A 25,357-nucleotide genomic window follows, 5' to 3' on the forward strand; every position below is an offset into this window, starting at 1 on the left:
AGCCGTTCATGGCTAAAAGTGTATTGGTTGTCGACGACTCCGCGAGCGTCCGGCAGGTCGTCGGCATCGCGTTGAAAAGTGCCGGCTACGACGTGATCGAGGCCAGCGATGGCAAGGATGCACTGGGCAAGCTCAATGGCCAGAAGGTGCACCTGATCATCAGTGACGTGAACATGCCGAACATGGACGGCATCACCTTCGTCAAGGAGGTCAAGAAGCTGGCCAGCTACAAGTTCACGCCGATCATCATGCTCACCACTGAATCCCAGGAGTCGAAAAAACTCGAGGGCCAGGCGGCGGGTGCCAAGGCCTGGGTGGTCAAGCCGTTCCAGCCGGCGCAGATGCTGGCGGCGGTGTCCAAGCTGATTCTTCCTTGATTCGCGGAGAGTGAAATGCCCTTGCTGTACGAAACACAGGACGACACCGCGCAGGTGCAGATCGACGGCGAGCTGACGATCTACACCGCCGCCGACCTCGCCGCGCAGTTGCTGCCGCGCCTGGGGGCGACGCCGCGCATGGCGCTGGATCTGTCGCAGATTACGGAAATGGACGGCGCCGGCCTGCAACTGCTGATGATGGTCCAGCGCGAGGCTCCCAAGGCCGGTACCCGCCTGGAGATAACGGGCCACAGCAAGGCCGTCACGGAAACACTCGCCCTGTGCAACCTGGTTGTATAGAGACCTCGCAACACGTCGGACACGACAAAGGATATGAGCGTGAGCATCAATCTCGATCAGGCACAACAAACGTTCATCGTCGAGGCACGGGAACAGTTGCAGGCGATGGAAGAGTCCCTGCTGCAACTGGAAAGCGACCCGGGCGACGATGATGCTATTGGCGCGATCTTCCGGGCGGCCCATACGATCAAGGGCTCGGCCGGGCTGTTCGGCCTGGAACCCATCGTCAGTTTCACTCACATCGTCGAAGACGTGCTCGATCGGTTGCGCAATGGCAGCGTCGAAGTGGACGCCGGCCTGATCGCCGTGCTGCTCAAGTCCAGTGATCACATGCTGGAGCTGATCAATGTGGTGGCCAACCAGGGCGCGAAACTGGCGCCCCCGGCCCTGGCCCGGGAAATGGAGCTGTGCCAGATCCTTCAGGAATATCAGGCGCCCTCGCCTGCCGAAGCCCCGAAGCCCGCCGAAGCAAGCGACACACAAGCGCCCGCCGAAACGCGCCTCTGGCATATTGCCCTGCGTTTTGGCCCGGAGGTGTTCCGCAACGGCATGGACCCGCTGTCATTTCTGCGTTACCTGCAAACCCTCGGTGAGATCATCCACATCACCACGCTGACCGACGCAATGCCCTCGGCCGAAACCTGGGATGCCGAGTCCTGCTACCTGGGGTTCGACATTGAGTTCAGTTCGGCTGCCGGCCACGGGGCGATCAACGAAGTCTTCGATTTCGTGCGCGAAGATTGCCAGATCCAGATCGTCGCCATTGATGACCCCGTGCCGCAGATGAACACCGGGCTGGTTGCAACCACTCAAGAGCAGGCTGACCCCAACACGGCAATGGTCACCACCGGCGAACTGATGCCGGACCAGCGTTCGGCTGCGCGCATGCCCGCTCAGGTCACGCCCGACAAGCAACCGGCAACCAGCGACGGCAAGGCCAAGGACGGCGCCTATGTGCGGGTCAACGCCGACAAGCTCGACGAGTTGATCAACCTGGTGGGCGAGCTGGTCATCGCCAGCGCCGGCGCCAGCCTGCTGGCCCGCCACTGCAACGACGACTCGTTGCAAGAGTCAACTTCAACGGTGTCCGGCCTGGTGGAAGAAATTCTCGACGGCGCCTTGCGTCTGCGCATGATCCCCATCGGTGAAACCTTCAATCGGTTCCGCCGGGTGGTGCGCGATGTCAGCCAGGAACTGGGCAAGGACATCGACCTGATTATCAGCGGTGCGGAGACCGAGCTGGATAAAACCGTGGTGGAAAAAATCGGTGACCCGCTCATGCACCTGTTGCGCAACGCCATGGACCACGGCATCGAAACCGCTGAGGCGCGGCTGGCGGCGGGTAAACCGGCCAAAGGTCATCTGCACCTCAATGCCTATCACGACTCAGGCAGCATCGTGCTGGAAATCGCCGACGACGGCGCCGGCCTGAACCGTGACCGGATCCTGGAAAAAGCCCAGGAACGCGGCCTGGTTGCCCTTGGCGCCAGCCCCACCGACCAGGAAATCTACAACCTGATCTTCGAGCCGGGTTTCTCCACCGCCCAGGCCGTCACCAACCTTTCCGGGCGTGGCGTGGGCATGGATGTGGTCAAGCGCAACATTACCCTGCTGCGCGGCACTGTCGACCTGGACAGCCAACCGGGCCAGGGCACCGTGGTGCGCATCCGCCTGCCGCTGACGCTGGCGATCATCAATGGCTTTCTGGTGGGCATCGGCCAGTCCACGTACGTCATTCCCCTGGACATGGTTCAGGAATGCATCGAGCTGAGCGAGGACGACGGGGTTTGCAGCCGCGAACAAGGCTACCTCGACCTGCGCGGAGAAGTGCTGCCGCTGGTGTACCTGCGCGATCACTTCAACCACGAAGGCCCGGCCTCGCGCCGGCAGAACGTGGTGGTGGTGCGCTACGCCGAACTCAAGGCCGGGCTGGTGGTGGATGACCTGCTCGGTGAATTCCAGACCGTGATCAAACCCCTGGGCAAGTTGTTCGGCGCGCTGCGCGGCATCAGCGGCTCGACGATCCTGGGCAGCGGCGCTGTGGCGTTGATTCTCGACGTGCCGGCGCTGCTCACGCAGATCGCCCAAATAGACAACCGCTACACCTCGACTCAATCACAACAAGCCACTGCTCGCTGACGCTTTAGCAATTCCATGGAGAGGTACTTCCCAATGAAATGGTTCTACGATCTTAGAATCGCCACCAAACTGATCACCTCGTTTCTGGTGGTGCTCGCGTTGACCGCCGTCATGGGGGTGTTCTCGATTATCCAACTCAACGAGGTCAACGGCACAACCATCGAGATCCGCGAAAACTGGATGACTTCGATGCGCGCCGCCTCGGGCATGCGCTTCTACGCGGCGAACTATCGCCTCAAGGAAAATCGCCACATTTCCGCTGACTCCGAGCAGGAGCGCACGGCCATCGAAAAAGAAGCGGACGAAGCCAAGCAGGGTTTCGAAACGCGTCTGGCGACCTATGAAAAACTGCTGTCCAGTGCCGAAGATCGCCAGCTGTTCGACACTGCCCGCAGCGACTGGGCCGCGTACCTGGCCGTTAGCAAAGACCTGTTCGCACTGTCCCGACAAAATTTGCTCAACGAAGCCCAGACGTTGCTCAAGGGCGAATCCAAACGTCATTTCGACCTGGTGACCGCCGACCTGCAGAAACTGGTTGAGCTCAATGCCGCCGGGGCCGACGTGGCCAGCGCCCATGGTACGGAACTGTATGAGAATGCGCGTCTGTCGATCATCGCCGTGCTGGTTGCCGCCCTGCTGGTGGGCCTGGGCCTGGCACTGTTCATTTCGCGGATCATTTCCCGCCCCCTGAAACAGGCGGCCTTGGTTGCCGAGCAACTGGCCGAAGGCAACCTGAACGCGAAAATCGAAAGCGGCTCCAAGGACGAAACCGGCATGGTGCTCAACGCCATGCAAAACATGGTGGGCAAGCTGTCCCATATCATCGGTGAAGTGCGCAACGCCGCCGACAACCTGGCCAGCGCCTCCGAAGAAGTCAGCGCCACCGCGCAATCCATGAGCCAGGCCACCAGCGAGCAGGCGGCCAGCGTCGAAGAAACCAGCGCCTCCATCGAACAGATGAGCGCCAGCATCAACCAGAACACCGAGAACGCCAAGGTCACCGACGGCATGGCCAGCAAAGCCGCCAAGGAAGCCACCGACGGCGGTGAATCGGTGCAGCAGACCGTGGTGGCGATGAAGAAAATCGCCCAACGCATCAGCATCATCGACGACATCGCCTACCAGACCAACCTGCTGGCGCTCAACGCTGCAATCGAAGCGGCCCGCGCCGGTGAGCACGGAAAAGGCTTCGCGGTCGTCGCCGCCGAGGTGCGCAAACTGGCTGAACGCAGCCAGGTGGCGGCCCAGGAGATCGGCGAGCTGTCGTCCAGCAGCGTCGACATGGCCGAGAAGGCCGGGCATCTGCTCAACGAAATGGTCCCGTCCATCAACAAGACCTCGGACCTGGTGCAGGAAATCAGCGCCGCTTCCGAAGAACAGGCCGCCGGCGTGGCGCAGATCAACACAGCCATGACCCAGCTCAACCAGGTGACCCAGCAGAACGCTTCCAGCAGCGAAGAATTGGCCGCCACCGCAGAAGAGATGAGCAGCCAGGCCGAACAGCTGCAACAGGCCATGAGCTTCTTCACCCTGGACGCGCCGGCCAAATCGGCCAGCCAGCCACTGAAGGTGGACAACACGCCCGGCCCGTCCAGTCGCAAGACAGCCCGTGCGCCCGCGGCGGTGATGCCCAAGGCATTTGCCTACAACATGGCCAGCGCGCCAGACGAATCCGAATTCACCCGGTTCTGACGGTCCGGCCCTACGGGCTTCGCTTAAAAGGAGAAAAGGCATGGGCGCCATCGCGACCACACGTCAAGCCGCCATCGCGGTTGAGGAAGAAGCGCAATACCTGACGTTTATGCTCGGCACGGAGATGTTTGCCATCGGCATCCTGTGCATCAAGGAAATCATCGAGTACGGCAACCTGACGGTGGTGCCGATGATGCCGGCCTTCGTACGCGGGGTGATCAACCTGCGCGGCGCGGTCGTGCCGGTGGTGGACCTGTCGGCCCGGTTCGGCCGACAGAACTCGGCGATCACCCGGCGTTCGTGCGTGGTGATCATCGAGGCCAACACCGAGGACGGCCCCGCCCAGGACATCGGCCTGCTGGTGGACACGGTGTCGGCGGTGCTGGAGATCCCGGCTTCGCAGATCGAACCGCCACCGAGTTTCGGGGCGAAGATCCGCGCCGATTTCATCAGCGGCATGGCCAAGGTCGACGGTAAGTTCGTGATCGTACTGGAGGTGGACCGAGTGCTGTCCATCGATGAAATGTCGCAGCTGGCCCAGGCCAGCCCTGCCGCGCTGGAAGCTGAAAACCAATGAACGCAGACACCTGCAAGGAACGCACTGTGAACTCATTGGCGCTCAATGACCGTGAGTTCAGCCAGTTTCAAGCCTGGCTGTATCAAGCCGCGGGCATCAACCTGTCACCGGCCAAGAAGGCCTTGGTGGCCGGGCGGTTGTTCAAGCGCCTCAAGCACTATGAGCTGGGCAGTTATAGCGAGTATTTCAAGCTGATCATGAGCGGCCAGCGCACCGAGGAATTGCAGGTGGCGCTGGACCTGCTCACCACCAACGAAACCTACTTTTTCCGCGAGCCCAAGCACTTCGATTTCCTGCGCGAACATGTGCTGCCCCATGCAACGCCGGGTAAAACCTTCCGCCTGTGGAGCGCCGCCAGTTCCTCGGGTGAAGAGCCCTACAGCCTGGCCATGACCCTGGCCGAAGGACTGGGCACCACACCTTGGGAAATCATCGGTTCAGACATCAGCAGCCAGGTACTGGCCAAGGCCCGTTCCGGACATTACCCCATGGAACGCGCCCGTACCCTGCCCCAACCGTTGCTGGTGAAATATTGCCTGAAGGGCACCGGCAGCCAGCAAGGCACATTCCTCATCGACCGGGCGTTGCGCAGCCGGGTCAACTTCATCCAGGTCAACCTCAACGACACCTTGCCGGAGCTGGGCGAGTTCGATGTCATTTTCCTGCGCAACGTCATGATCTATTTCGACCAACCCACCAAAAGCAAAGTGGTCGCCCGATTGCTCCCACGGCTCAAGTCCGGCGGGTATTTCATCGTGAGCCACTCCGAAAGCCTCAACGGCGTATCCGATGCGTTGAAACTGGTGGCACCTTCGATTTATCGCAAGCCATGAGCGCCGCGCTCAAGCAAATGCCCGAGGTGTATCTGGCGCCCGGCGAGTTTCGTTTCGCCACCAGCCCGACTCGCCTGCGCACCATTCTCGGCTCTTGCGTGGCCGTCACCCTGTGGCATCCGGAGCGCAAGATCGGCGGCATGTGCCATTACATGTTGCCCAGCCGGGCGCGCTGCTCCACGGCGCTGAACGGCATGTACGCCGACGAAGCCATCGAACTGTTCGTCCGCCAGGCAAAGGCCCATCGCACCGAACCCGAGGATTACCAACTCAAGCTGTTCGGCGGCGGCGAAATGTTCCCGGAGCTGCAACGCCAGGTGCCGTTCGGCGACGTGGCGCGGATGAACGTCAACGCAGCGCTGGAAATGGCCGCGCTGTACCGCCTGGACCTGATCGCCCAGGACATGGGCAGCACGGGCTACCGAAGCATCATCTTTGACCTGTGCAGCGGCGACGTGTGGGTCAGGCATCAACCGATAAGGACCCGGCATTAACCATGTCAAAAAAGATAAATGTACTGCTGGTGGATGACTCTGCCGTGGTTCGCCAGGTACTGCTGGCGATCCTCAGCGACACGCCGGACATCCATGTGATGGGTGCGGCGTCCGATCCGATTTTCGCCATGGACAAACTGGCCCGGGAGTGGCCCGACGTGATCGTGCTGGATGTGGAGATGCCGCGCATGGACGGCATCACCTTCCTGAAGAAAATCATGAGCGAGCGTCCCACGCCGGTGGTGATCTGCTCGTCCCTGACGCCCAGGGGCGCCGAAACCACTTTGCAAGCCATGGCCGCCGGCGCGGTGGAAATCATCACCAAGCCCACCAGCGGCCTGAAGAATTTCCTGCTGGAGTCGGCACCGGAGCTGATATCGGCCATTCGCGCCGCCGCCCAGGTCAACGTCAAAAACCTGGGCCGGCGCCCTGCCCCGGCGCCGCTGACCCCAGCCACCAAACTCACTGCCGATGCCATGCTGCCAGCCGCCAACGGCCATGCCATGGCCCAGACCACCGAACGCATCGTCGCCCTCGGCACGTCCACCGGCGGCACCCAGGCCCTGGAAGCGGTGCTGACCGCCTTGCCACGGGTGTGCCCAGGCATCGTCATCGTCCAGCACATGCCGGAAAAATTCACCGCCTCGTTTGCCGCCCGACTCAACAGCCTGTGCCAGATTGAAGTACGCGAAGCCCGCAACAACGACCGTATCCACCCGGGCCTGGCCCTCATCGCCCCAGGCGGCAAACACATGATGGTGACCCGCAGCGGCGCGTTCTATCACGTACAAGTGGTGGATGGCCCCCTGGTCAACCGCCACCGCCCATCGGTGGACGTGCTGTTTCGCTCAGTAGCCAAATTCGCCGGCCGCAACGCCACCGGCATCATCATGACCGGCATGGGCGACGACGGCGCCCGCGGCCTGAAAGAAATGCTCGACGCCGGCAGCAGCACCGTGGCCCAGGACGAAGCCAGCTGCGTGGTCTTCGGCATGCCCAAGGAAGCCATCAAACTCAACGCCGCGCAGCGGGTGATGGGGTTGCAGGAGATTGCCCAGGTAATTTTGCATCGGTAGGCGCTAAGGACTGCTCCCCGATCCACACAGAACTCATTGTGGGAGCAAGGCTTGCCCGCGATGCAGGCGATACAATCTTTCAGCAACCGAGGCGCCTGCTTCGCGAGCAAGCTTTGCTCCCACAACGGGGATAAATCCCCTCGCCACAAAAAGCGACCGGGTTTGCTTCAGTATTCCGCTGAAGCATTCCTTTGCTACAGGGCCACCTTGTCTGCGGGCTTGTGTCTACACCGGCGAAATCGTCGCCAGCACGCCAATCAAAAGGGTCAGTGCCAAAAAACCACCCAAAAAAATCGCCATCTTCGTCATGAGCACTCCTGAAGCAGAAAACTGCGCTACACGGGCGGTTTGATAGGCAAACCGCGTGGCTATTCTGAGGTGGGAACTGGGTTGATTACAGCGGCAGCTTTAACAGAAAAATACGGATCAGACGAAACGCGTAGAACCGTGCCTCACGACCGTTGTGAAGTCAGCCGACGACTCTCGTTTTCGCCATTGCAACGGTTCGTCAAGCTGGAGTTGCCTTTCGCAACCCTCCGACGTCATTGCCTACAACCACTACAGAATCAGCTGGCATTTGCCCCCTTCACCGGCTCAAGATTCAACGCCAGCACGCTCATCAACACGATAACCGCCCCAACCACCACCATCACTGACGGGCGCTCGGCCAGCACCAAAGAAGCCATCAACATCGCGGTGGGCGGTATCAGGTAAAGCGCCATGGAGGCGCGGCTTACATTGCTATGCGCCAGCACGTAAGCCCATGCGAGGTACGCCAGCGCGCTGGGAAAAATACCCAATATCAGCACCGCCAGATTCACCGAAACAGAAGCGTGTTGTGCGTCAATTAGCAGTCCCGGCGCGAAAATAAATAGCAGGACTGTGCCCGACCAGACGGTGTAACAAACCATGGTCAATCCATCGTATCGATAGGCATGACGTTTCTGGAGAGAGAAATACAGACTCCAGGACAGCGCCGCCAGCAGGATCAATAGTCCATGGGCGTTCATATCACCCAAGCCACGATCCCCCGTGACGACCACGGCAGCGCCAAACAAGCCGCACACTACGCACCCCCACTGCCAACCACTGACTCTGTCCTTGTAGAAAAAATGTGCGAGTAAAGCGCTGAACAAAGGCGTGGACTGGGCGAGCACACTGGCGGCCCCGGCACTGACACCACGCTGACCGTAATTGAGCGCTATGTGGTGCAAGCTCACAGCGAAGAAACCCAGCACCGCCAGCAATGGCAGGTCCCTGAGACGCGGCCGGGAAATACCCTTGACCATCGCGACCAGTGCCATGAACACCGAAGCGATGAGAAACCGCATCAGCGCCAAGTGGCCCGGATCGTAAGCCTGCAAGCCGATGCGAATGCCAATCGGAGAATAGGCCCAGCAAAAAATCACGAACGTCGTCGCGAGGATAATTCTCGCACCGGGTTTGCTGGAGGAACCGTCGAACGACACACAACGCGTTTCCATTTAGAAGTCCCTGCCCCATTGAGCGTCTGCCGATTTGCCTCGAAGTATCGAAACCACCTCACATCAGCACAAGTGACTTAAACTCAACCCACCATTCACTTTGGGTGAGCTATGGAACTGTCCCAACTGCGCATGCTCAAGACGGTCTGCGACACCGGCAGCATCGCCCGTGCCGCTGAAGTGCTGCACTGTGTGCCGTCCAACATCACCGCACGCCTCAAATCCTTGGAGCGGGAGCTCGGCACGCCGTTGTTCTTCCGCGAAGGTCGCGGACTGCGAGTCAGCCCGGCGGGCGAAGTCTTTGTGGGGTACGCGACAAAAATACTGAACCTGACAGAAGAAGCCCGCCGCGCAATAGCCCCTGACAGCGCGCCGAGCGGCCCGTTGCGCATTGGCGCGATCGAGTCCAGCGCCACGGGGCGTCTGCCCCAGCTGCTGGCCAAATACCACGCGCAGTACCCGCAAGTATCCCTGGAACTGAGCACGGGCACCTGGGCTCAGCTGCTGGACGATGTCCAGCATCACCGGCTCGATGGCGTAATCGTAGCGGTGGACATGGAGCGACCTGGACTCAAGCGAGCCGTGATGTACCGCGAAGATCTGGTGCTCATCGCCTCCGAGTCTCACGGCCCACTGCGCAGCGCGGCAGATTTGCGAGGCAAAGTGATCTTCATGTGGCCCACGGGCTGTCCGTACCGCTTGGCGCTGGAGCAATGGCTGCTACGCCATGAGCAAACGCAGCCGATCATCAGCATCGCCAGCTACGGCGCCATCGTCGGCTGCGTCAGTGCAGGTGCAGGTGTCTCGCTGGTGCCCCGTGGGATCTATGAGCAATACCGCCAGGGGGCTGGTTGGACGGGGTATGAATTCCCTGAGCTGGCGGGGATCGATAACCTTTTTTATTGGCATGAAAACGCCGGTCGGCATCCTGCCAGGGAGGCGTTTTTGGGGATGCTGCAAACGGAGTTCGAGGGCTAGCTGCACCGCCCTCCCTGTGGCGAGGGGATTTATCCCCGCTGGACGTCTTGCACGCAACCGCTGATTACCGCATCCGTGTGGTGACTCAAGTACTGGAAAACATCGCGTTCCGATCCGAGATCGCCAGCGACACAGTGGTGCTTTCGGACTTGGCGCAACTTTTGGTAATTCCGTTGCGTGATGGGTGTGATTTGCTGGAAGTGATTGGTCGACGGCTTCAGGCGCAGGTTGAACATTGACAGAGTTTCGGGCGCTTAAAGCGCCCGTTTCTGCTTAGCTGGCCGATGAGTTCTGCACGGACTTCCCTCGTTGCATGCATTCGACCTTACCTGCCATTTACATCGGATTTGACCACCTATGATTGGCAGAGAATGGCCTTTGCTGCCCATCGCACGCCCTCACCGCACTGATGCCTGATAATCACCCAGAAGTACCGCGGCTTACTAAGCCGTTTCGCAAGAGCGAGCTCGCGGCAAATCACTGGACGAAGTTTCCGAGGGTGAAGTTGTAGCGAACTGAGTCGTTTCAGCTAGCCAACCCTCAGCGCGCCTCCCTGTTAGTCTTGCGCAGCAGTTCGTGGGCCATCTCGATGGCCTGCTCGCGTGAGGCGGCGAACAGCAGCGGGTAGCCCCAGACCTTGGCGAACAGGCCGGCGAATGCCTTGAATCCCAGGCGCTTTGCCGCGCTGGGTTCGACCATGATCAGGGCCAGAACCAGGCTGCGCAGTTGCGCCTTGTGCTTCTTCATCCACAGCGTGGTGCGTTTCTTTTCTTCTGGTGAGTGCTCATGGTCATCGCCGGGTGGCGTTTCGCTGAGCAGCACGAAGGGTTCGCCGCGCTGCAGGTTGGCTGCGAACTCGTCGAAGTCCTTCTGGGTATCGTGCCCGGGCTCGTGGGCGAAACTCATCCACACCAGCGGGAATTCAGCGCTATTCATCGGCATGGCGGGTTCCTTTGCGGTTGAGGTGACGCCAGCTGGCGGCGATGGCGAACACTCCGGGCAGGGTGATGAAGAATACCGCCGAGAAGGCGACGTACCAGCCGTCGCGCAGCCCGTCGGTGACTCCGCCCAGGGTATTGAGCACGACCAGCAGGCTGCCGAGGATCAGGACAGCCCACTGGGCCTTGCGGGTTTCGATCAGGGCGAGGAGCACCGTGACGATCCAGGAGCCATAGAAGGTAGGAAACACCCAAAGCATGCCGGGCTCGAAGGTAATCGCCGGGGCGGTGCCCTGTGCTCTCACAAAGTCGTTTACGTAGAAGAACAACTGGAAGGTCACGAAGAGCACTGCGCCAGCAGTAGTCGTCAACCAGAACAAGGTGACCTTGTTCGCATTGTGTATCGCCAATACGTGAACCGGGTTTTGGGTAGGCATGAGCACGTTCTCGATGTTCAAGGCGGTAGGGGCGCGAGTCGCCGGCAGCGATCCGCGTACTGCGGGCAATCAGTAGCGGTAGTCCAGCGTGGCCATCAGGTTGCGCGGGGCGCCATAGGTCACGGTGTCGAAGTCACCCTTCTGCAAGGCGTACTTCTTGTCGAATAGGTTGTTGACGTTGAGGCCCAGGTCGATGTTCTCGCTCAGGGCGTAACGCCCCATCACCGAGGTCAGGGCATAGGCGCTCTGTTCGCCGCCCAGCGTGCTGGTGCCAACGCCCGGCGCCTGGTAAAAGCGGCTCTGCCACTTCACGCCTGTGCCCAGGGTCAGCTTGTTCCATGCGCCAGGCAGCCGGTAGGTGGTGAAGAACTGGGCCGTGGTGCGCGGTAGCTGGGAGTTCAGGCGCTCGCCGTCGCCATCCTCGGCGGTGAAGTGGGCGATACCGGCGTAGATGTTCCAGCCAGTGGCCAGCTCGCCCTGCAGGTCGAACTCGATGCCGCGAGACTTGGTGCCGTCGGCGCCGGTATAGGCGTTGGCTCCGCCTGGGGTGAACGCGCCGGGGACCAGTTGCGCGGCGTTGTCCAGCTTGGTCTCGAACACCGCCACGGCAGCATTCAGGCGCCCGTCCAGATAGGCGGCCTTGAGGCCGACTTCCTTGGTCTTGCCCTTGGACGGCGTGAGCACGTTGCCGGTCGTGTCGCGGAAGTCGGTTTGCGGGTTGAAGATGCCCGTGTAGCTGACGTAAGCCGAGTAGGTACTGTCGATGTCGTAGACCAGTCCGACGTACGGGGTGAATTCGTTGTTTTTCTTGTAGTGCAGCGTGCTGCCGTTGGCGTCGTCGTCGACCTCGTAATAGTTCAGGCGCCCGCCGACGATGAGCTTCAGCGGATCGGCCAGGGAGAAGCGGGCCGCACTATAGATGCCGCTCTGCTTGACCTCGGTGCGGGTCGGGATATGCGGTATGACATCAAAGTTGGGCCGTGGCGTGCCTGGGCTCAGGCTATGGATGTTGATCGGCGTAAAGCCTGCGAAGAACGGCGCTACATCGTCCTGACTGGCCTTGCGGAGTGAACTTGTCGCGCCGACCACCAGGTCGTGCTGGCGACCGAGCATTTCGAAGGGGCCGCTGGCCATCACGTCAAAGGTGTTCTGGCGACTGCGCCCCTCGGACGCCACTGCGAACGGGAAGGCGCCCAGCCCCGTGACGGGGTCAGGCCGGCCACCCAGGGAGACCAGTTCGGATTCGCTTTCGGTGCGGTACTGGTTGAACACGCCCTTGAGCGTCCAGCCGTTGTCGAAGCGGTGCTCGACTTCGGCAAAGGCGGTCTTGAGGGTGTTGTCGAAATGGCTCCAGTCCTGCCCATAGCTCTTGGAGCGGGAATAATCGATCTGCGAACCGTCGCTGTACCACAGCGGCAAGCCGCCCCAGGTGGCGCCCTTCGGCGTAATGTCCTGGTAGTCATAGCCCAGGCTCACCGTGGTATCGGCGGTCAGGTCGGCCTCGACGATGCCGTAGAACGCCTTGCGCTCGGGCTTGTAGCCGTCCAGGTAGGAGTTGCCGTCCTGATAGGTGCCTACCAGGCGCGCGCGGATGCGGCCGTCCTCGGTCAGCGGTGTGGAGACGTCGCCCATGCCGCGGTGGGTATCCCAGCTCCCGGCGCCGAGGGAGGCGGATGCGGCGAATTCAGGTGTCGGCCGTTTGCGCACCAGGTTGATGGAGGCTGAAGGGTTTCCGGTGCCGGTCAGCAGGGCCGAGCCGCCACGCACCACCTCGACACGGTCATAGAAGGCGGTGTCCAGGGCGCTGATGCCGCTGCCGTTGACGGCGTTGCCGATCACGGTGGGGATGCCGTCGTACTGCACGTTGTTAATCAGCAACCCCCGCGAATAGAAGCTGGTGCGCTCGCTGTCGGCCTGGCGCGCGGTGACACCGTTGGTGTTCTCCAGCACGCTCTGCACCGTGTTGAGTTGCTGGTCGTCCATGCGCTGGCGCGTGATCACGGTCACCGCCTGGGGCGTTTCCTTCAGCGTCATCGGCAGGCCCGTCGCCGCTGCCGTCTCGCCGGTGGTGTAGGAGCCGGTTCCCTCGGTGGTCGCGTTGTCCATTTGGCCTGTCACGCGGATTGCCGGCAGGGCCACTTCCTTCTGGGCTGAGTCTGCTGCCTTGTTCTGCGGCTGCGCCGTCTCGGCGGCAAATGCGCCCGGCGCACTGAGCACAAGCGCTGCCGCAATCGCCGAGCCCAGCGCGCCGCAGGGCGCGTTTTTGAGGTGCCCGGCGAGCGGCGGGCAGACGACTGAATCGGCGCACAGAGCAAGAGACGAGCGAAACTTCCCTGTAATGGATGAAGTTTTCATTTAAGCAATACTCATTTGCATTTAGATGGCGCATTTAACAACAAAGGCAATGCGCCATGATGGTGAAATCAGGCCAGATTGTTATTCGATTCGGCCAATAATGATCACACCCTCCCGCTGGCCGTTTTGAGTAATAGTCATGGTTGATTACGGAATATGGTCGACTTGCCAGGCAGACTGACGAGGGGCAAACGGCCGGCGTGACATGCGGCGATGTCGCCGTTAGCGCGGTCGTCTTCATGGGCGAGCGACGTTGCAGGGTGTGTGGGGGGTGCTGAAGTCCGCGGCTTTTTAATAAAGCAGCGCAGGCTTGCGTCAGGACAGGCGGATTGGATCAGAGGGCGATCGGATCGGGGAGCATGATTCCGGGCGCAGCTGCCGTCACCGCGCTGCCGGTGCGATCCGAAAGGTAGCGAGCCGGCGGCTTGCCCACCGCCTTGCGAAACATCGTGACGAAGCCGCTGGCGTTTTCGTAGCCCAGTTCCAGCGCCACCGTTTGCACGCTGTCACCCTTGGTCAGCCTTTGCAGCGCCAGGATCACGTGCAGCTGCCGACGCCAGCGCCCGAAGCTCATGCCAATTTCCTGCAGCAGCAGGCGGCTCATGCTGCGCTCGCTCATACCTATGCGCGTCGCCCAGGCGGTCTTCGACGTCTTGTCAGCCGGCGTCGCCAGGATCATTTCCGCGAGGCGACGCAAGCGTGGGTCACGCGGCATGGGCAGGTGCAGGTCCTCCACCGGCGCCGCCACCAGCTCGTCGAGCAACACCGCCAGCAACCGTTCCTCCCGTCCGCCTGGGGCGTACAGCTCGGGAACGGCGGTCGCCTTGAGCAGCAACTCGCGCAGCAGCGGCGATACCGAAATTGTGCAGCAGGTGGTCGGCAGATCCGGCGCGGCATCCTGCTCGACGAACAGGCAGTAGCACTCCACTTCACCGGAACCCCAGGCCGAGTGGGGCAAGTCGCCGGGGATCCACAAGGCGCACTGCGGCGGCACGATCCAGACGCCTTCTTCGATTTCGCAGTTGAGGATGCCGCGAACCGAGTAGATCAACTGCGCCTTGCGGTGCTGATGCGTGGCATTTTCCCAGTCCTTGGCGACCAATGTGGCACTCAGAGCCACAACCGGCCGCGAGACGCTGTCGACGTCCATGGTGGAGGTCAGATCGGTAACGGCGATGCTCGACATGAGGTGTAGAGACTCGGATAGAAAAGGAGGCCTTGGCCTAGCTGGAAAGTATCACGAGCCGCTAGTGTAATGACATCCGGCCTTCCCTCCACGTCAGCAGATGTGGATTTCGTGCACATGCGCGATTTCCAGTCCGGTTTTGAGTACCTGTCGCACTCGAAAACGTTTTTACACAGCCTCGGCCGAAAACAGACGAAAGCCCACCCCATCCCCCGATCTACTCCACAACCCCATTAAAAACAACAATCCCATCCCCCTCCTTCTTAACCGTCAACCTATTCCCCTCCACCACAACCTCAACCAACTCAGAACACCCAGCCACCTCCCGCTTCCCATCAACACGCTCGACCTTGGCATCAAAACTAAAAACATAAGTAGACGCCGGGCAAGCATTCCCACCCTCCCCCGTGGAAACAACCACCACATACCGGCTCGGCCCAAACGTATAAGCCTTTTCAATCGCCACATACCCGGTGTACTCAGCCTCCTCGACAATTGCCTCCATGACATTCACCACCCCAGCGTGCGTTTGATAATTCAGCGCGGTCCCCGTCCCTTGGGTCTGGGTCGTGAAAGGCCCGGCACGCTCGGCGGTGACGGGCAAGGGTTCATAGGCAACGCCGGGCGGCGCTGGGGGCGCGATTTGAGTCGTGACGGTGGGTTTTGCAACGAGGCTTTGTTGGGGTTCAGGAAGATCGCATAGGCCGTTTTTGCAAATGAAATCCCCTTGGCAATCGATATCTTCCGAGCACTGGTTGGTTTCTTCGAAGGTGCTCTGGTTGGCTTTGGCATAGCCGACGACGGCCAGTGCAAGGAGGGTGCAGACGAACAGACGCTTCATCGGTGAAGTCCTTTTCTTGGATGGTGGTCAGATGATAACTGCAAACCTTCCGGGTTTGTCTCTGGTCACTTTCGATTTTGCAGTGTCGGGTGGTCCAACTTTGCTTTGAATACTAGCCTTGTAAACGTGCGCACAAGGAAGTCGAGAAAACCATGACTGACCGCGATCAACTCCATCGAAATGGGTACGCTCTGCTCCGTCAAGCGATCCCAACCGAATGGCTGGAAGACCTGCGTGCCGCGTTCGATGCTGGTGTTAGGCCGTCGGACCAATGGCCCGTGCCTCGTGGCATGGACTGGCGTCATTCGCTGTTGGACGATGATGCGAAGGTTCAGGCTGTGTGTCGTCTGCCCCAGGTGCTGGCGGTCGCGGGGGAGTTGATCGAGGAGCGGTTCTTTCTGTCGCAGGTGGAGGGGCGCGAGCCTCTTGCCGGTGGCGGCCATCAACCGCTGCACCGCGACTTGTCGGCCCAACGGCCAGGCGACATTGCCATGGCCCTGGCTTTTTTTGACGACTATGGCCCTGAGAACGGTGCGACACGCATCGTGCCTGGCAGCCATCGGCCCGAGCCGGGAGCGCCGCCATTCGATTTCACCAACGAATCACGCTCCGTACAGTTTTCAGGTTGCGCCGGTGACATCCTGGTGTTCGATGTGGACTTGGTGCATGCGGGCAGCCTGAACTCGGTGGGTTCGCACCGTCGTTCGATTTTGATCAGTTATTTTTCGGAGCAGTTGTACGCTTCACACTTGGAAACCGTGGGCCTGCGTAATGTTCGTATGGCCACGAGTGAGCGGTTCGAGCCTTTGGATTTTGGCTTCGGTCTACGCTCGCCTAGGTAAAGATGCAGTCATTTGCGCATGACACACCGCCAGAATTTCATCGGCCAGCGCCGAGTCGTCAGGACAGGCGCGCGATAGCATGATCGCGCCGACCGCGTGCGCCAGCAGGTCGATCATTTTCCCCCTCGCCTCACCCGGCCCGGTCGGGTATTTTTCGCCGAGTGTTTGCAACATGCGCTCGATGCCTTCAGCGAATGCCGCCTTCAAATCGTCCGACTGACGTGCCGCGTCACCGCACAACGCTGCCATGGTGCAACCCGTGGCGCGCCCGTCGCGATGGTCCCGTGACACATACACATCAATGAAGTCCTTCACGCTCAATGCGTCGACGCCGATCAGTGACTGCTCAAGACTCTTCGCCGAGGCTTCGGCCATCAGGTCAGCCTTCGAACCGAAATGTTTGTAGAAACCGCCATGGGTGAAGCCGGCGGCGGCCATCAGGTCGGCCACGCCGACCCCGTCAAAACCGCGCTCGCGAAATACGACTGAGGCTGTTTCGACGATGTGCTCCCGATTTGCCTGGGCCTGGGCTTTGGTCACGCGCATGTTTCGATACCTCGTTACCGCTGGAAATTCATCGACTGATCATACATTGATGTTGATCATAATCAAAACCGTTGACAGTTTAGATTTCGATCATCATCATAATTTCCAGCGATCAGACCAGTTACCAACGGACACGGAACAACCTCCCATGAGCGACCTGAATCTGTTTACCGCCTATACCTTGGCCCAGGCACTGGCTGATCGAGCCTGACTTTTTCTCATGCATCAATCCCAATCCATGTTTCTCACAAAGAGCTGACATCATGACTACTCGCCCTACCGTTCTCATCACTGGCGCGTCCACCGGCATTGGCGCGGTTTACGCTGAGCGTTTCGCCCAACGCGGACATGATCTGGTGTTGGTCGCCCGAGATCACTCTCGCCTGGAAACGCTCGCCGCGAAGTTGCGTGGCGAGCACAACGTCGCCGTTGAAGTGCTTCAGGCCGACCTGACTCAACTCACTGACCTGCACAGCGTCGAAGCGCGCCTGCGGGATGATGCGCGCATCGGCATCCTCGTCAACAATGCCGGCGCCGCACAGTCCGGCACCTTCATCGAGCAAAGCACCGACAGCGTTGCACAACTGGTAGCCCTCAACACCACCGCACTGGTGCGGCTCGCCAGCGCCATCGCGCCGCGCTTGGCCAAAGCAGGTGAAGGCGCGATCATCAACATCGGCTCGGTGGTGGGTCTGGCGCCTGAGTTCGGCATGACGGTCTACGGTGCGACCAAGGCGTTCGTGCTGTTCCTGTCCCAAGGCCTGAGCCTGGAACTGTCGCCTCAGGGTGTCTATGTGCAAGCCGTACTGCCCGCCGCCACCCGCACGGAAATTTGGGATCGCGCCGGGGTCGACATCAACACCTTGAGCGAAATCATGGAAGTGGATGATCTGGTCGATGCCGCCCTGGTGGGCTTCGACCGTCGCGAGCCGGTGACCATTCCTCCGCTGCATGAAGGCGAGCGCTGGGATGCCCTGCAAACCGCGCGTCAGGGTCTTTTGTCGCAGATCAGGCAGTCCGCTGTGGCGCAGCGCTATTTGACTCAAGACTGACCCATGTCGACAGGTCGGCCTCGCCCCACTCTCATTCCCCCGACAAGAGCAGCTGCAACATGAAGGCATTTTTTATCGACCGCTACGGCAAGCAGAACGGAATGATTGGCGAAGTGCCCGACCCTGTGGTCGGTGTGCATGACGTTCTGGTTCAGGTGCATGCAACCAGCGTGAACCCGTTGGACTCGAAGATCAGAACGGGGGAATTCAAACTGATCCTGCCCTATACGTTTCCATTGGTATTGGGCAATGACCTGGCCGGAGTGGTTGTTAGCACGGGTTCGGCGGTGAAGCGATTCAAGCCAGGCGACGAAGTCTATGCACGTCCTCCAGAGGCCCGGATCGGGACGTTTGCTGAACTGATCGCCGTGGACGAAAACGCGCTCGCGCTGAAACCCTCGAATCTCGACATGGCCGAAGCGGCTGCCATCCCCTTGGCGGCTTTGACGGCCTGGCAGGTGCTGGTTGAGACCGCCCAGCTGAAAAAAGGCCAGAAGGTGTTGATTCATGCTGGATCAGGCGGAGTCGGCACGTTTGCTATCCAGCTCGCCAAACACCTTGGCGCCTTCGTTGCGACCACCACCAGTACGGCGAATGTTCAATGGGTGAAAGCACTCGGGGCGGATGTGGTCATCGATTACAAACAGCAGGATTTTGCAAAGGAGTTGCGCGATTTCGACGTGGTGTTGAACAGCCTCGGCGCCGATGTACTGGAGAAATCGATCAAGGTGCTCAAACCTGGCGGACAGCTCATTTCCCTTTCAGGGCCGCCGACCGCGCAATTTGCTCAAGAGCAAGGCCTGTCCTGGGTGCTGGGGCAAGTCATGCGCCTGCTGAGCAGCGGTATTCGCAGAAAAGCCCGCAGACATGGGGTGAGCTATGCGTTTTTGTTCATGCGAGCCAACGGGATACAACTGCAGAAAATCACCTCGCTTATCGAGGCTGGGGTCATCAAACCGGTCATCGATCGCTCCTTCCCTTTTGCATCGACCGCAGAGGCGTTGCGCTACGTCGAGCAGGGCAGATCAAAAGGCAAAGTCACCATAACAATCAAATAAGCGCGCGACAAAAGATGTCAGTAGATGATGTGCATACCGCCAAGTACCCGACTGCGGCGCCTGAACCAGAGGAGCCGCCAGCGCACGACAAGCCCATAGACGAGCAGTTGCCACCGGAACCCGCACGGGTAGAAAAGCCGATCATCTTTTGGCGTGGTTTGATGCTTGAGCAGTAACGGCTTGACGCCGCAGGCAGGCGTTAGGCCAATCACGAGACCGAAGCCAAGAACATTTAGCCGTCTTCAGCCCCCCTGCCGCAGGACTTGCAGCATCTGTCCAACCACAAAGGTTTCGACCGCACCTTCACCAGCCCCCCTCTCAAAAGCGGCGCAACAAACCGATGCATCGCCGTCGCAGATTCGGTAAACGGCAATGACACTGCCAGGCCCGCAGCCTGTGTGTCCACAGAGGGAAAATCCTCCGTCAATCGAACCCTGCATCACACCCAGGCCATAGCCAGGCGTGATCCATGGGCGGCCGGGAATCGGGCCGCCCAATGCTCGTGCTGCCTGCATTTCCTGAAGCAAGTCCTTGGAGAAAAGAACGGCAGAGAGGAGTCGGTCCAGCAATAGCGCCGCTTGCGAAATCGGGCCGATCAGCAAGCCATGATAGACCCAGGCGGGGTCATAATTTGAAGCGATGCCAAGAGGGGTCGCTTGTAGGTCTGCTCGCGTTTTAGCGAAGCGAACGTTCGACAGGCCCAGAGGCGTTAGCGCGCGTTGACTCACTGCTTCATCGAGCGTCAGATCTGTCAGCCGTTCAATAAGCCGGCCGATGAGCAGGTAGCCCACATTCGAGTAGCGCCAAGTGGTGCCGGGGGTGTATCGAAGTCGAGTGCCGTCAAGTCGTTGCATCATTTCATCGGCCGCCCAGGCTGACTCACTGTTCGTAATGGCGGCGTGATACTCCGCAAGTTCGCCATAATCGGCGAGTCCTGCCTCATGCCGTAGCAGCTGGCGTAGCGTGAAAGGCTGATCAGCAAGGGGGTCGTCCAATCCAATCAGCCCATCACGCACCAACGATAGAGCCGTCGCAGCCAGGACAGTTTTCGTAAAACTCCACCAGGGGACCATCAGCTCTGATGGGGCAGGCGTTCGTGGTTGACCATTTGATATGAGCGAACTGAGCATTGGCTTCCCTGGAATGTTGGGCGGATCGACAAGATATTTCAGTGGCCAGCCCGGAAAGTGATCGCTCCGGACTGTTCCCCTAATGCCTACTCCACCGCCTCAGCCACGCCCTGATCCTCCCCCAGAAATCCGCCACTCTGGTGATGCCACAACCGCGCATAGGTGCCGTTTTTCCCGAGCAATTCGGTGTGGGTGCCTTGTTCGATGATGCGTCCATCATCCATGACGATCAGCCTGTCCATCGCCGCAATCGTGGACAATCGATGGGCGATGGCGATCACGGTCTTGCCCTGCATCATTTCATCGAGGCTTTCCTGGATGGCGACTTCGACCTCTGAATCCAGGGCGCTGGTGGCCTCGTCAAGCAGCAGGATCGGGGCATTTTTGAGCATTACCCGGGCAATGGCGACGCGTTGACGCTGGCCGCCCGAAAGCTTGATACCCCGCTCGCCCACCAGGGTGTCGTAGCCGCTGTGGCCTTGCTTGTCGCTCAGTTGGCTGATGAACCCATCGGCTTGGGCACTGGCCGCGGCGCTGCGGATTTGCTCGTCGGTGGCATCGGGGCGTCCATAGGCGATGTTGTCGCGAATGGAGCGGTGCAGCAGCGAAGTGTCCTGAGTCACCATACCGATGGCACTGCGCAGACTGTCCTGGGTGACGTGCGCGATGTTCTGCCCGTCGATGCGAATCTCACCCTTGTCCACGTCGTAAAAGCGCAGCAGCAGGTTGATCAGCGTGGATTTACCGGCACCGGAGCGGCCCACCAGCCCGATCTTTTCGCCCGGGCGAATGCTCAGGCTCAGGCCATCGAGCACCTGGCGTTCGCCGTTGTAATTGAAGCTCACATTGTCGAAAGTCACCGCGCCGCCCGTGGTGACCAGCTCCCTGGCGTCCGGGGCATCCTGCACCTTGGGGCCGCAGGCCAGGGTCGCCATGCCATCCTGCACGGTGCCGATGCTCTCGAACAGCGAGGTCATTTGCCACATGATCCAGTGCGACATGCCATTGATGCGCAACGCCATGGCAATAATCGCCGCCACCGCACCCGCGCCCACTTGACCTTGGTGCCATAGCCATAGGGCATAACCGCCTGCCCCCATGATCAACCCGACCACCAATGCCTGATTGACGATCTCGAACTGGCTGACCAGGCGCATCTGGCGAAAGCCGGTCTGCTTGAAATCCTCCATGGCAGCGCGCGCGAAGTGGGCTTCACGTTTGGAATGGGAGAACAGCTTTACCGTGGTGATGTTGGTGTAGGCGTCTGAGATACGCCCGGTCATTGATGACCGCGCATGGGCCTGCTCCTGCCCTACTTTCTCAAGGCGGGGTACGAAGTAGCGCATGGCAAGACCGAACAACGCCACCCAGACAATGAACGGCAGCATCAGCTTCAGATCAAAGCCGCCGGCCAACGCGATGATCGCAATGAAGTACACCCCGATCCCCGGAGCGATCTCGATAATGGTGAATAACACCTCGCGCACCGACAACGCCGTCTGCATCACCTTGGTGGTGACCCGGCCGGAGAACTCATCGGAGAAGAACGAAAGGCTTTGCCGCAGCATCAGCCGGTGAAAATCCCAGCGCAACCGCAACGGCAGGTTGATCGCCAATATCTGGTGCTGCACCATCGTGCGCATCGCTACCAGCCCAATGCTGGTCACCAGCACCACGCCGATGCCCCACAGCACGCGACTTTCCTGTCGGGCCGCATCGCCGCCTGCCTGCCAGATCGACAGCATGTCCACGACCTGTCCGAGAAAAGAAAACAGCCAGGCTTCGTAAATCGACACAGCGGCACTGAGCAGCGCGAGCGCGAGAATGTAACCGCGAGCGCCCCGCGTGCAGGCCCACAGGAACCGCGCCAGACCTTCAGGTGGCGGAGGTGCCTCGTCGGGCGGAAAAGGGTCGAGCCGTTGTTCAAATGCGTGAAGCATGGTGATCTCCAAAACCATCTGGTAAAGAGATTCTGGCATTTAAAGGTTGCTTTGAGGGGTTTGGGTGGAGGAAAGGTTGTTCACCCGGCACAACGAGGGTGCACGGGAGCAGACGTTTCATGCCTCACAAGGAAACCGAGAACGCCATGATCGACCGCAAACAACTGCATCAGGACGGCTATGCCCTGTCCGCCAAGCGATCCCGGCCGAGTGGCTGGATGGCCTGCGTGCCGTGTTCGATGCCGGGGTGAAACCGTCGGACCAGTGGCCAGTGCCGCGTGGCTTGGACTGGCGTTACTCGATGCTGGACGACGATGCGAAGGTTCAGGCGGTATGTCGCCTACCACTGGTGCTGGCAGTGGTGGGGGAGCTGATCGGGGAGCGGTTCTTTCTCTCGCAGGTGGAGGGCCGCGAGCCTCTGATCGGTGGTCACCAACAACTGCACCACAACTTGTCGGCCCAACGGCCAGGCGACATCGCCATCGCCCTTATTGCCCGACGGGCCGCTCATACCGCCGCTGAATCCGCTCCACCTCGCCAGAGCGCCGCAACTGCTCCAAAGCCTTGCTCCACGCGGCCACCACCTCATCGTCAGAGTCAAGGCTGAAGGCGATGTACAGCGATGACCGATAGAGTTCGATGGGGATTTTGCGCAGTGTGCCCGGTGCGATATTCAACTGGCGGCTGTAGTAAGCCACCCCGGCGTCGGTATCACCTACGATGATCTTGGTGCGCCCGGCGAGCAGCATGCGGTAGAGCAGCTTGCTCTCGGTTGCACTTTTGTCCAGGTTGTTGAAGCCCAGCGACTGCAGCATCTGCGGCACCAGGCCGGCATGTCGCGTGGTGATCTGCGGGGCGTGCAGCAGTTGTTCCAGGGAGTTCACCGGCGGCGTACTGGCCAACTGATAGGCATGAATGGACTCTTCCACGATCGGCCCGACCCACTTGTACAACGGCTCGCGCTCCGCCGTGCGAAACAGCGAGAACATGATGGTCTTGCTTCGGGTCCTCAGTACCTGGGTGGCGCGCATGCTGGGCTGCAGCAGCACCTCGAAGTCATCCCCGGTCAGTGCCATGATGGCTCGCACGATTTCAGTGGTCATGCCGGTGAGCTGGTTGTTCTCCTGATAGTTGTACGGGGCCCATTCTTCGGTGACCACCTGATACGGCTCGGCCCTGGCAACGCCAGTACCGAGCAGCAGACAGAGCAGCGCTGCGACAGGTGTCGATTGTTTCACGGGTTCTCCTGATGGGCAGCCTGGTGTTTATGGGGGACCTGATAAGCATAGCCTTAAACACGCACCAAACAGTTGGTGCGCCCCCTTCAGCGGAGATAAATCCCCTCGCCACGGGCTCACCCAAGCGCGTCACTGCGCCCAGCCATTAGCCACAACGATGCGTCGTATAACCGAGGCAGGCGTTCCCCCCGCACCGCCGTCGACTTATCTTTGCTCCAGCGATCAATGAGGTTCGCGCTGCCCAGGATTCCTGCCATGCACACCCAATCCATTCTCCATCGCACAACATTGCTAGCTGCCCTTTTTCTCACGGCAGCGATCTACCCCCTGACTTCCACCGCAACGCCAATAGAAGCCTCGCGATCACACAAACCCCAGCTGCCGGGCGTCTATCGATTCCAAGTGGGTGAGGTACAGGTCAGCGCACTGAGCGACGGTACGCTACCGCTTAATCTTCACCCGCTGCTGCGGGGCATCAGCACCGGGCAAATAGACGCGCTGTTGCAGAAAGGCTTCGTCCGTAACCCGGTGGAAACCTCGATCAACGCCTACGTGATCGACACCGGTTCTCATCTGGTACTGGTGGATACAGGCGCCGGCGAACTGTTCGGCAATGTAGCCGGCAAACTGCCCCAGAGCCTGGCCGCCGCTGGCTATCGGCCGGAGCAGATCAGCGACATTCTGATCACCCACATTCACACCGATCATTCCGGCGGGCTGACGCGGGATGGGCAGATGCTATTCCCCAACGCGACCATTCACGTGGGTCAGGCCGATGTGGATTTCTTCCTGGATCCGGCCAACCTGAGCAGCGGACTCGAACCCAAGCACCTGGAAGAAGCGCGCAAGACGATTGGCCCCTACCTTGAGGCGGGCAAGGTCAAGACGTTCACCGCAAAGACCACCCTCCTCCCCGGCATCACCGCCATCCCGACACCGGGCCACACGCCGGGCCATAGCTTCTACAGGGTCGAGAGTCAGGGTCAAAGCCTCGATTTCTGGGGGGATATCCTGCACGTCGGCCTGATCCAGTTCGCCCGGCCCGAGGTGACCATCAGTTTTGACGTCAATCAGGACAACGCACGAGCCCAGCGGCTGCGTCAGTTCGAAACCTCAGCCGATGAAATGCGCCTGTCTGCGGTCGCGCATTTGCCCTTCCCCGGTATCGGCCATATTCGACGCGAAGCCGGAAAGTATGAGTGGGTGCCGGCCCAGTATCGCAATCGCGACTGAAACGCTTGATCTTGTGGGAGCGAGCCTGCTCGCGATGGCGGTGGCATATTCAACATCTTTGCTGACTGATACACCGATTTCGCGAGCAGGCTCGCTCCCACAGGGGATCTGCGGTGAATGAAGATTCTGCGGCTGGCGGCGATCAAGGGTGGGAGCGAGCCTGCTCGCGATGGCGGCGGCACATGCAACATCTTTGCTGACTGACACTCCGCTTTCGCGAGCAGGCTCGCTCCCACAGGGGATCTGCGGTGAATGAAGATTCTGCGGCTGGCGGTGATCAAGGGTGGGAGCGAGCCTGCTCGCGATGGCGGCGGCACATTCCCCATCGGCGCTGACTGACACTCCGCTTTCGCGAGCAAGCTCGCTCCCACAGGGGATCTGCGGTGAATGAAGATTCTGCGGCTGGCGCCGATCAAGGGTGGGAGCGAGCCTGCTCGCGATGGCGGCGGCACATTCAACATCTTTGCTGACTGACACACCGCTTTCGCGAGCAAGCTCGCTCCCACAGGGGATTTGCGGTGAATGAAGATTCTGCGGCTGGCGCCGATCAAGGGTGGGAGCGAGCCTGCTCGCGATGGCGGCGGCACATTCAACATCTTTGCTGACTGATA

Annotated in this window: 24 protein-coding genes and 1 pseudogene; 15 read left to right on the forward strand and 10 right to left on the reverse strand. The window is 60.4% G+C overall.

Annotated features, from left to right (window positions below; all coding sequences use genetic code 11):
• The first annotated feature begins 8 nt into the window (after positions 1-8).
• The 8 genes from HQ912_RS17410 to HQ912_RS17445 are packed head-to-tail and all read left to right on the forward strand — an operon-like array spanning position 9 to position 7,488.
• Positions 9-377 carry a response regulator gene (locus HQ912_RS17410; protein ID WP_047227658.1) on the forward strand — a complete coding sequence of 123 codons (369 nt, stop codon included), beginning with the start codon at positions 9-11 and terminating at the stop codon, positions 375-377.
• A gap of 15 nt (positions 378-392) precedes the next feature.
• On the forward strand, positions 393-677 hold the full coding sequence (locus HQ912_RS17415) for a lipid asymmetry maintenance protein MlaB (protein ID WP_047227659.1): 285 nt from the start codon (positions 393-395) through the stop codon (positions 675-677).
• A 39-nt stretch (positions 678-716) separates the two neighbouring features.
• Positions 717-2,816, forward strand: coding sequence for a chemotaxis protein CheA (locus HQ912_RS17420; protein WP_047227749.1), 2,100 nt, complete (start codon positions 717-719; stop codon positions 2,814-2,816).
• Positions 2,817-2,849: 33 nt separating this feature from the next.
• Positions 2,850-4,508: a methyl-accepting chemotaxis protein gene (locus tag HQ912_RS17425; RefSeq protein ID WP_047227660.1), complete on the forward strand. Its 1,659-nt coding sequence runs from the start codon at positions 2,850-2,852 to the stop codon at positions 4,506-4,508.
• A 40-nt stretch (positions 4,509-4,548) separates the two neighbouring features.
• Complete coding sequence (locus HQ912_RS17430; RefSeq protein ID WP_047227661.1) at positions 4,549-5,085, forward strand: chemotaxis protein CheW; 537 nt, start codon at positions 4,549-4,551, stop codon at positions 5,083-5,085.
• Complete coding sequence (locus HQ912_RS17435) at positions 5,082-5,918, forward strand: CheR family methyltransferase (protein ID WP_173407085.1); 837 nt, start codon at positions 5,082-5,084, stop codon at positions 5,916-5,918. Before HQ912_RS17430 ends, HQ912_RS17435 begins: the two co-directional genes overlap by 4 nt.
• Positions 5,915-6,412, forward strand: a complete 498-nt coding sequence (cheD, locus tag HQ912_RS17440; protein WP_047227663.1) for a chemoreceptor glutamine deamidase CheD — start codon at positions 5,915-5,917, stop codon at positions 6,410-6,412. The genes HQ912_RS17435 and cheD overlap by 4 nt, the downstream gene beginning before the upstream one ends.
• 2 nt (positions 6,413-6,414) lie before the next feature.
• Entirely contained in the window at positions 6,415-7,488 is a 1,074-nt protein-coding gene (locus HQ912_RS17445; RefSeq protein ID WP_047227664.1) for a chemotaxis response regulator protein-glutamate methylesterase, read from the forward strand.
• Positions 7,489-8,054: 566 nt separating this feature from the next.
• On the opposite strand, the gene HQ912_RS17450 is transcribed toward HQ912_RS17445, so the two are convergent.
• The gene (locus tag HQ912_RS17450) at positions 8,055-8,972 is read right to left on the reverse strand and encodes a DMT family transporter (RefSeq protein ID WP_173407086.1); all 918 of its coding nucleotides are present in this window, start codon (positions 8,970-8,972) and stop codon (positions 8,055-8,057) included.
• Positions 8,973-9,083: 111 nt separating this feature from the next.
• On the opposite strand from HQ912_RS17450, the gene HQ912_RS17455 reads away from it, so the two are divergent.
• Complete coding sequence (locus HQ912_RS17455) at positions 9,084-9,950, forward strand: LysR substrate-binding domain-containing protein (protein WP_173407087.1); 867 nt, start codon at positions 9,084-9,086, stop codon at positions 9,948-9,950.
• Positions 9,951-9,964: 14 nt separating this feature from the next.
• Positions 9,965-10,189, forward strand: a complete 225-nt coding sequence (locus HQ912_RS17460; RefSeq protein ID WP_076385358.1) for a hypothetical protein — start codon at positions 9,965-9,967, stop codon at positions 10,187-10,189.
• A gap of 301 nt (positions 10,190-10,490) precedes the next feature.
• Here HQ912_RS17460 and HQ912_RS17465 read toward each other — a convergent pair whose 3' ends face one another.
• From HQ912_RS17465 to HQ912_RS17485, 5 genes are all read right to left on the reverse strand, one after another.
• Complete coding sequence (locus HQ912_RS17465; protein ID WP_076385360.1) at positions 10,491-10,892, reverse strand: hypothetical protein; 402 nt, start codon at positions 10,890-10,892, stop codon at positions 10,491-10,493.
• The gene (locus tag HQ912_RS17470) at positions 10,879-11,325 is read right to left on the reverse strand and encodes a hypothetical protein (protein WP_139050612.1); all 447 of its coding nucleotides are present in this window, start codon (positions 11,323-11,325) and stop codon (positions 10,879-10,881) included. Before HQ912_RS17470 ends, HQ912_RS17465 begins: the two co-directional genes overlap by 14 nt.
• A 69-nt stretch (positions 11,326-11,394) precedes the next feature.
• A complete protein-coding gene (locus tag HQ912_RS17475; protein ID WP_173407088.1) occupies positions 11,395-13,680 on the reverse strand; it encodes a TonB-dependent siderophore receptor in 2,286 nt (761 codons plus the stop codon).
• Positions 13,681-14,014: 334 nt separating this feature from the next.
• The gene (locus HQ912_RS17480; protein ID WP_028941359.1) at positions 14,015-14,866 is read right to left on the reverse strand and encodes an AraC family transcriptional regulator; all 852 of its coding nucleotides are present in this window, start codon (positions 14,864-14,866) and stop codon (positions 14,015-14,017) included.
• Positions 14,867-15,083: 217 nt separating this feature from the next.
• Entirely contained in the window at positions 15,084-15,707 is a 624-nt protein-coding gene (locus HQ912_RS17485) for a hypothetical protein (protein ID WP_173407089.1), read from the reverse strand.
• A gap of 152 nt (positions 15,708-15,859) precedes the next feature.
• Here HQ912_RS17485 and HQ912_RS17490 point away from each other — a divergent pair, with 152 nt between their 5' ends.
• Positions 15,860-16,549 (forward strand): phytanoyl-CoA dioxygenase family protein, encoded by a 690-nt coding sequence (locus HQ912_RS17490; protein ID WP_173407090.1) that lies wholly within the window; start codon positions 15,860-15,862, stop codon positions 16,547-16,549.
• Here the strand turns inward: HQ912_RS17490 and HQ912_RS17495 are convergent.
• Positions 16,532-17,095 (reverse strand): TetR/AcrR family transcriptional regulator, encoded by a 564-nt coding sequence (locus HQ912_RS17495; RefSeq protein WP_173407091.1) that lies wholly within the window; start codon positions 17,093-17,095, stop codon positions 16,532-16,534. The genes HQ912_RS17490 and HQ912_RS17495 overlap by 18 nt on opposite strands.
• Positions 17,096-17,358: 263 nt before the next feature.
• Here HQ912_RS17495 and HQ912_RS17500 point away from each other — a divergent pair, with 263 nt between their 5' ends.
• Positions 17,359-18,147: an SDR family oxidoreductase gene (locus HQ912_RS17500; protein ID WP_173407092.1), complete on the forward strand. Its 789-nt coding sequence runs from the start codon at positions 17,359-17,361 to the stop codon at positions 18,145-18,147.
• A gap of 59 nt (positions 18,148-18,206) precedes the next feature.
• Positions 18,207-19,205, forward strand: coding sequence for an NADP-dependent oxidoreductase (locus HQ912_RS17505; protein WP_173407093.1), 999 nt, complete (start codon positions 18,207-18,209; stop codon positions 19,203-19,205).
• Between the two features lie 242 nt (positions 19,206-19,447).
• On the opposite strand, the gene HQ912_RS17510 is transcribed toward HQ912_RS17505, so the two are convergent.
• Together HQ912_RS17510 and HQ912_RS17515 are read right to left on the reverse strand one after the other, a co-directional pair.
• Positions 19,448-20,335, reverse strand: coding sequence for a serine hydrolase domain-containing protein (locus HQ912_RS17510; RefSeq protein ID WP_139050618.1), 888 nt, complete (start codon positions 20,333-20,335; stop codon positions 19,448-19,450).
• An 86-nt stretch (positions 20,336-20,421) separates the two neighbouring features.
• Entirely contained in the window at positions 20,422-22,275 is a 1,854-nt protein-coding gene (locus tag HQ912_RS17515; RefSeq protein WP_107322768.1) for an ABC transporter ATP-binding protein, read from the reverse strand.
• Positions 22,276-22,421: 146 nt separating this feature from the next.
• Between HQ912_RS17515 and HQ912_RS17520 the strand changes: the two are divergent.
• Positions 22,422-22,765, forward strand: a pseudogene (locus HQ912_RS17520) (phytanoyl-CoA dioxygenase); the annotation flags it as partial.
• Here HQ912_RS17520 and HQ912_RS17525 read toward each other — a convergent pair.
• Entirely contained in the window at positions 22,764-23,513 is a 750-nt protein-coding gene (locus HQ912_RS17525; RefSeq protein ID WP_076385378.1) for a substrate-binding periplasmic protein, read from the reverse strand. The pseudogene HQ912_RS17520 and the gene HQ912_RS17525 overlap by 2 nt on opposite strands.
• Positions 23,514-23,768: 255 nt before the next feature.
• Between HQ912_RS17525 and HQ912_RS17530 the strand changes: the two genes are divergently transcribed.
• On the forward strand, positions 23,769-24,746 hold the full coding sequence (locus HQ912_RS17530) for an MBL fold metallo-hydrolase (protein ID WP_173407094.1): 978 nt from the start codon (positions 23,769-23,771) through the stop codon (positions 24,744-24,746).
• The last annotated feature ends 611 nt before the right edge of the window (positions 24,747-25,357 follow it).

It is taken from the genome of Pseudomonas sp. MPDS, from assembly GCF_013283895.1.
Classification (GTDB): domain Bacteria; phylum Pseudomonadota; class Gammaproteobacteria; order Pseudomonadales; family Pseudomonadaceae; genus Aquipseudomonas; species Aquipseudomonas rhizophila.

Coding starts and splice junctions, on each gene's coding strand:
- HQ912_RS17415 (WP_047227659.1), top strand. CDS start 393: ATGCCCTTGCTGTACGAAACACAGGACGACACCGCGCAGGTGCAGATC.
- HQ912_RS17445 (WP_047227664.1), top strand. CDS start 6,415: ATGTCAAAAAAGATAAATGTACTGCTGGTGGATGACTCTGCCGTGGTT.
- HQ912_RS17485 (WP_173407089.1), bottom strand. CDS start 15,707: ATGAAGCGTCTGTTCGTCTGCACCCTCCTTGCACTGGCCGTCGTCGGC.
- HQ912_RS17410 (WP_047227658.1), top strand. CDS start 9: ATGGCTAAAAGTGTATTGGTTGTCGACGACTCCGCGAGCGTCCGGCAG.
- HQ912_RS17425 (WP_047227660.1), top strand. CDS start 2,850: ATGAAATGGTTCTACGATCTTAGAATCGCCACCAAACTGATCACCTCG.
- HQ912_RS17505 (WP_173407093.1), top strand. CDS start 18,207: ATGAAGGCATTTTTTATCGACCGCTACGGCAAGCAGAACGGAATGATT.
- HQ912_RS17430 (WP_047227661.1), top strand. CDS start 4,549: ATGGGCGCCATCGCGACCACACGTCAAGCCGCCATCGCGGTTGAGGAA.
- HQ912_RS17480 (WP_028941359.1), bottom strand. CDS start 14,866: ATGTCGAGCATCGCCGTTACCGATCTGACCTCCACCATGGACGTCGAC.
- HQ912_RS17510 (WP_139050618.1), bottom strand. CDS start 20,335: ATGCTCAGTTCGCTCATATCAAATGGTCAACCACGAACGCCTGCCCCA.
- HQ912_RS17530 (WP_173407094.1), top strand. CDS start 23,769: ATGCACACCCAATCCATTCTCCATCGCACAACATTGCTAGCTGCCCTT.
- cheD (WP_047227663.1), top strand. CDS start 5,915: ATGAGCGCCGCGCTCAAGCAAATGCCCGAGGTGTATCTGGCGCCCGGC.
- HQ912_RS17495 (WP_173407091.1), bottom strand. CDS start 17,095: ATGCGCGTGACCAAAGCCCAGGCCCAGGCAAATCGGGAGCACATCGTC.
- HQ912_RS17465 (WP_076385360.1), bottom strand. CDS start 10,892: ATGCCGATGAATAGCGCTGAATTCCCGCTGGTGTGGATGAGTTTCGCC.
- HQ912_RS17435 (WP_173407085.1), top strand. CDS start 5,082: ATGAACGCAGACACCTGCAAGGAACGCACTGTGAACTCATTGGCGCTC.
- HQ912_RS17490 (WP_173407090.1), top strand. CDS start 15,860: ATGACTGACCGCGATCAACTCCATCGAAATGGGTACGCTCTGCTCCGT.
- HQ912_RS17455 (WP_173407087.1), top strand. CDS start 9,084: ATGGAACTGTCCCAACTGCGCATGCTCAAGACGGTCTGCGACACCGGC.
- HQ912_RS17475 (WP_173407088.1), bottom strand. CDS start 13,680: ATGAAAACTTCATCCATTACAGGGAAGTTTCGCTCGTCTCTTGCTCTG.
- HQ912_RS17470 (WP_139050612.1), bottom strand. CDS start 11,325: ATGCCTACCCAAAACCCGGTTCACGTATTGGCGATACACAATGCGAAC.
- HQ912_RS17450 (WP_173407086.1), bottom strand. CDS start 8,972: ATGGAAACGCGTTGTGTGTCGTTCGACGGTTCCTCCAGCAAACCCGGT.
- HQ912_RS17515 (WP_107322768.1), bottom strand. CDS start 22,275: ATGCTTCACGCATTTGAACAACGGCTCGACCCTTTTCCGCCCGACGAG.
- HQ912_RS17500 (WP_173407092.1), top strand. CDS start 17,359: ATGACTACTCGCCCTACCGTTCTCATCACTGGCGCGTCCACCGGCATT.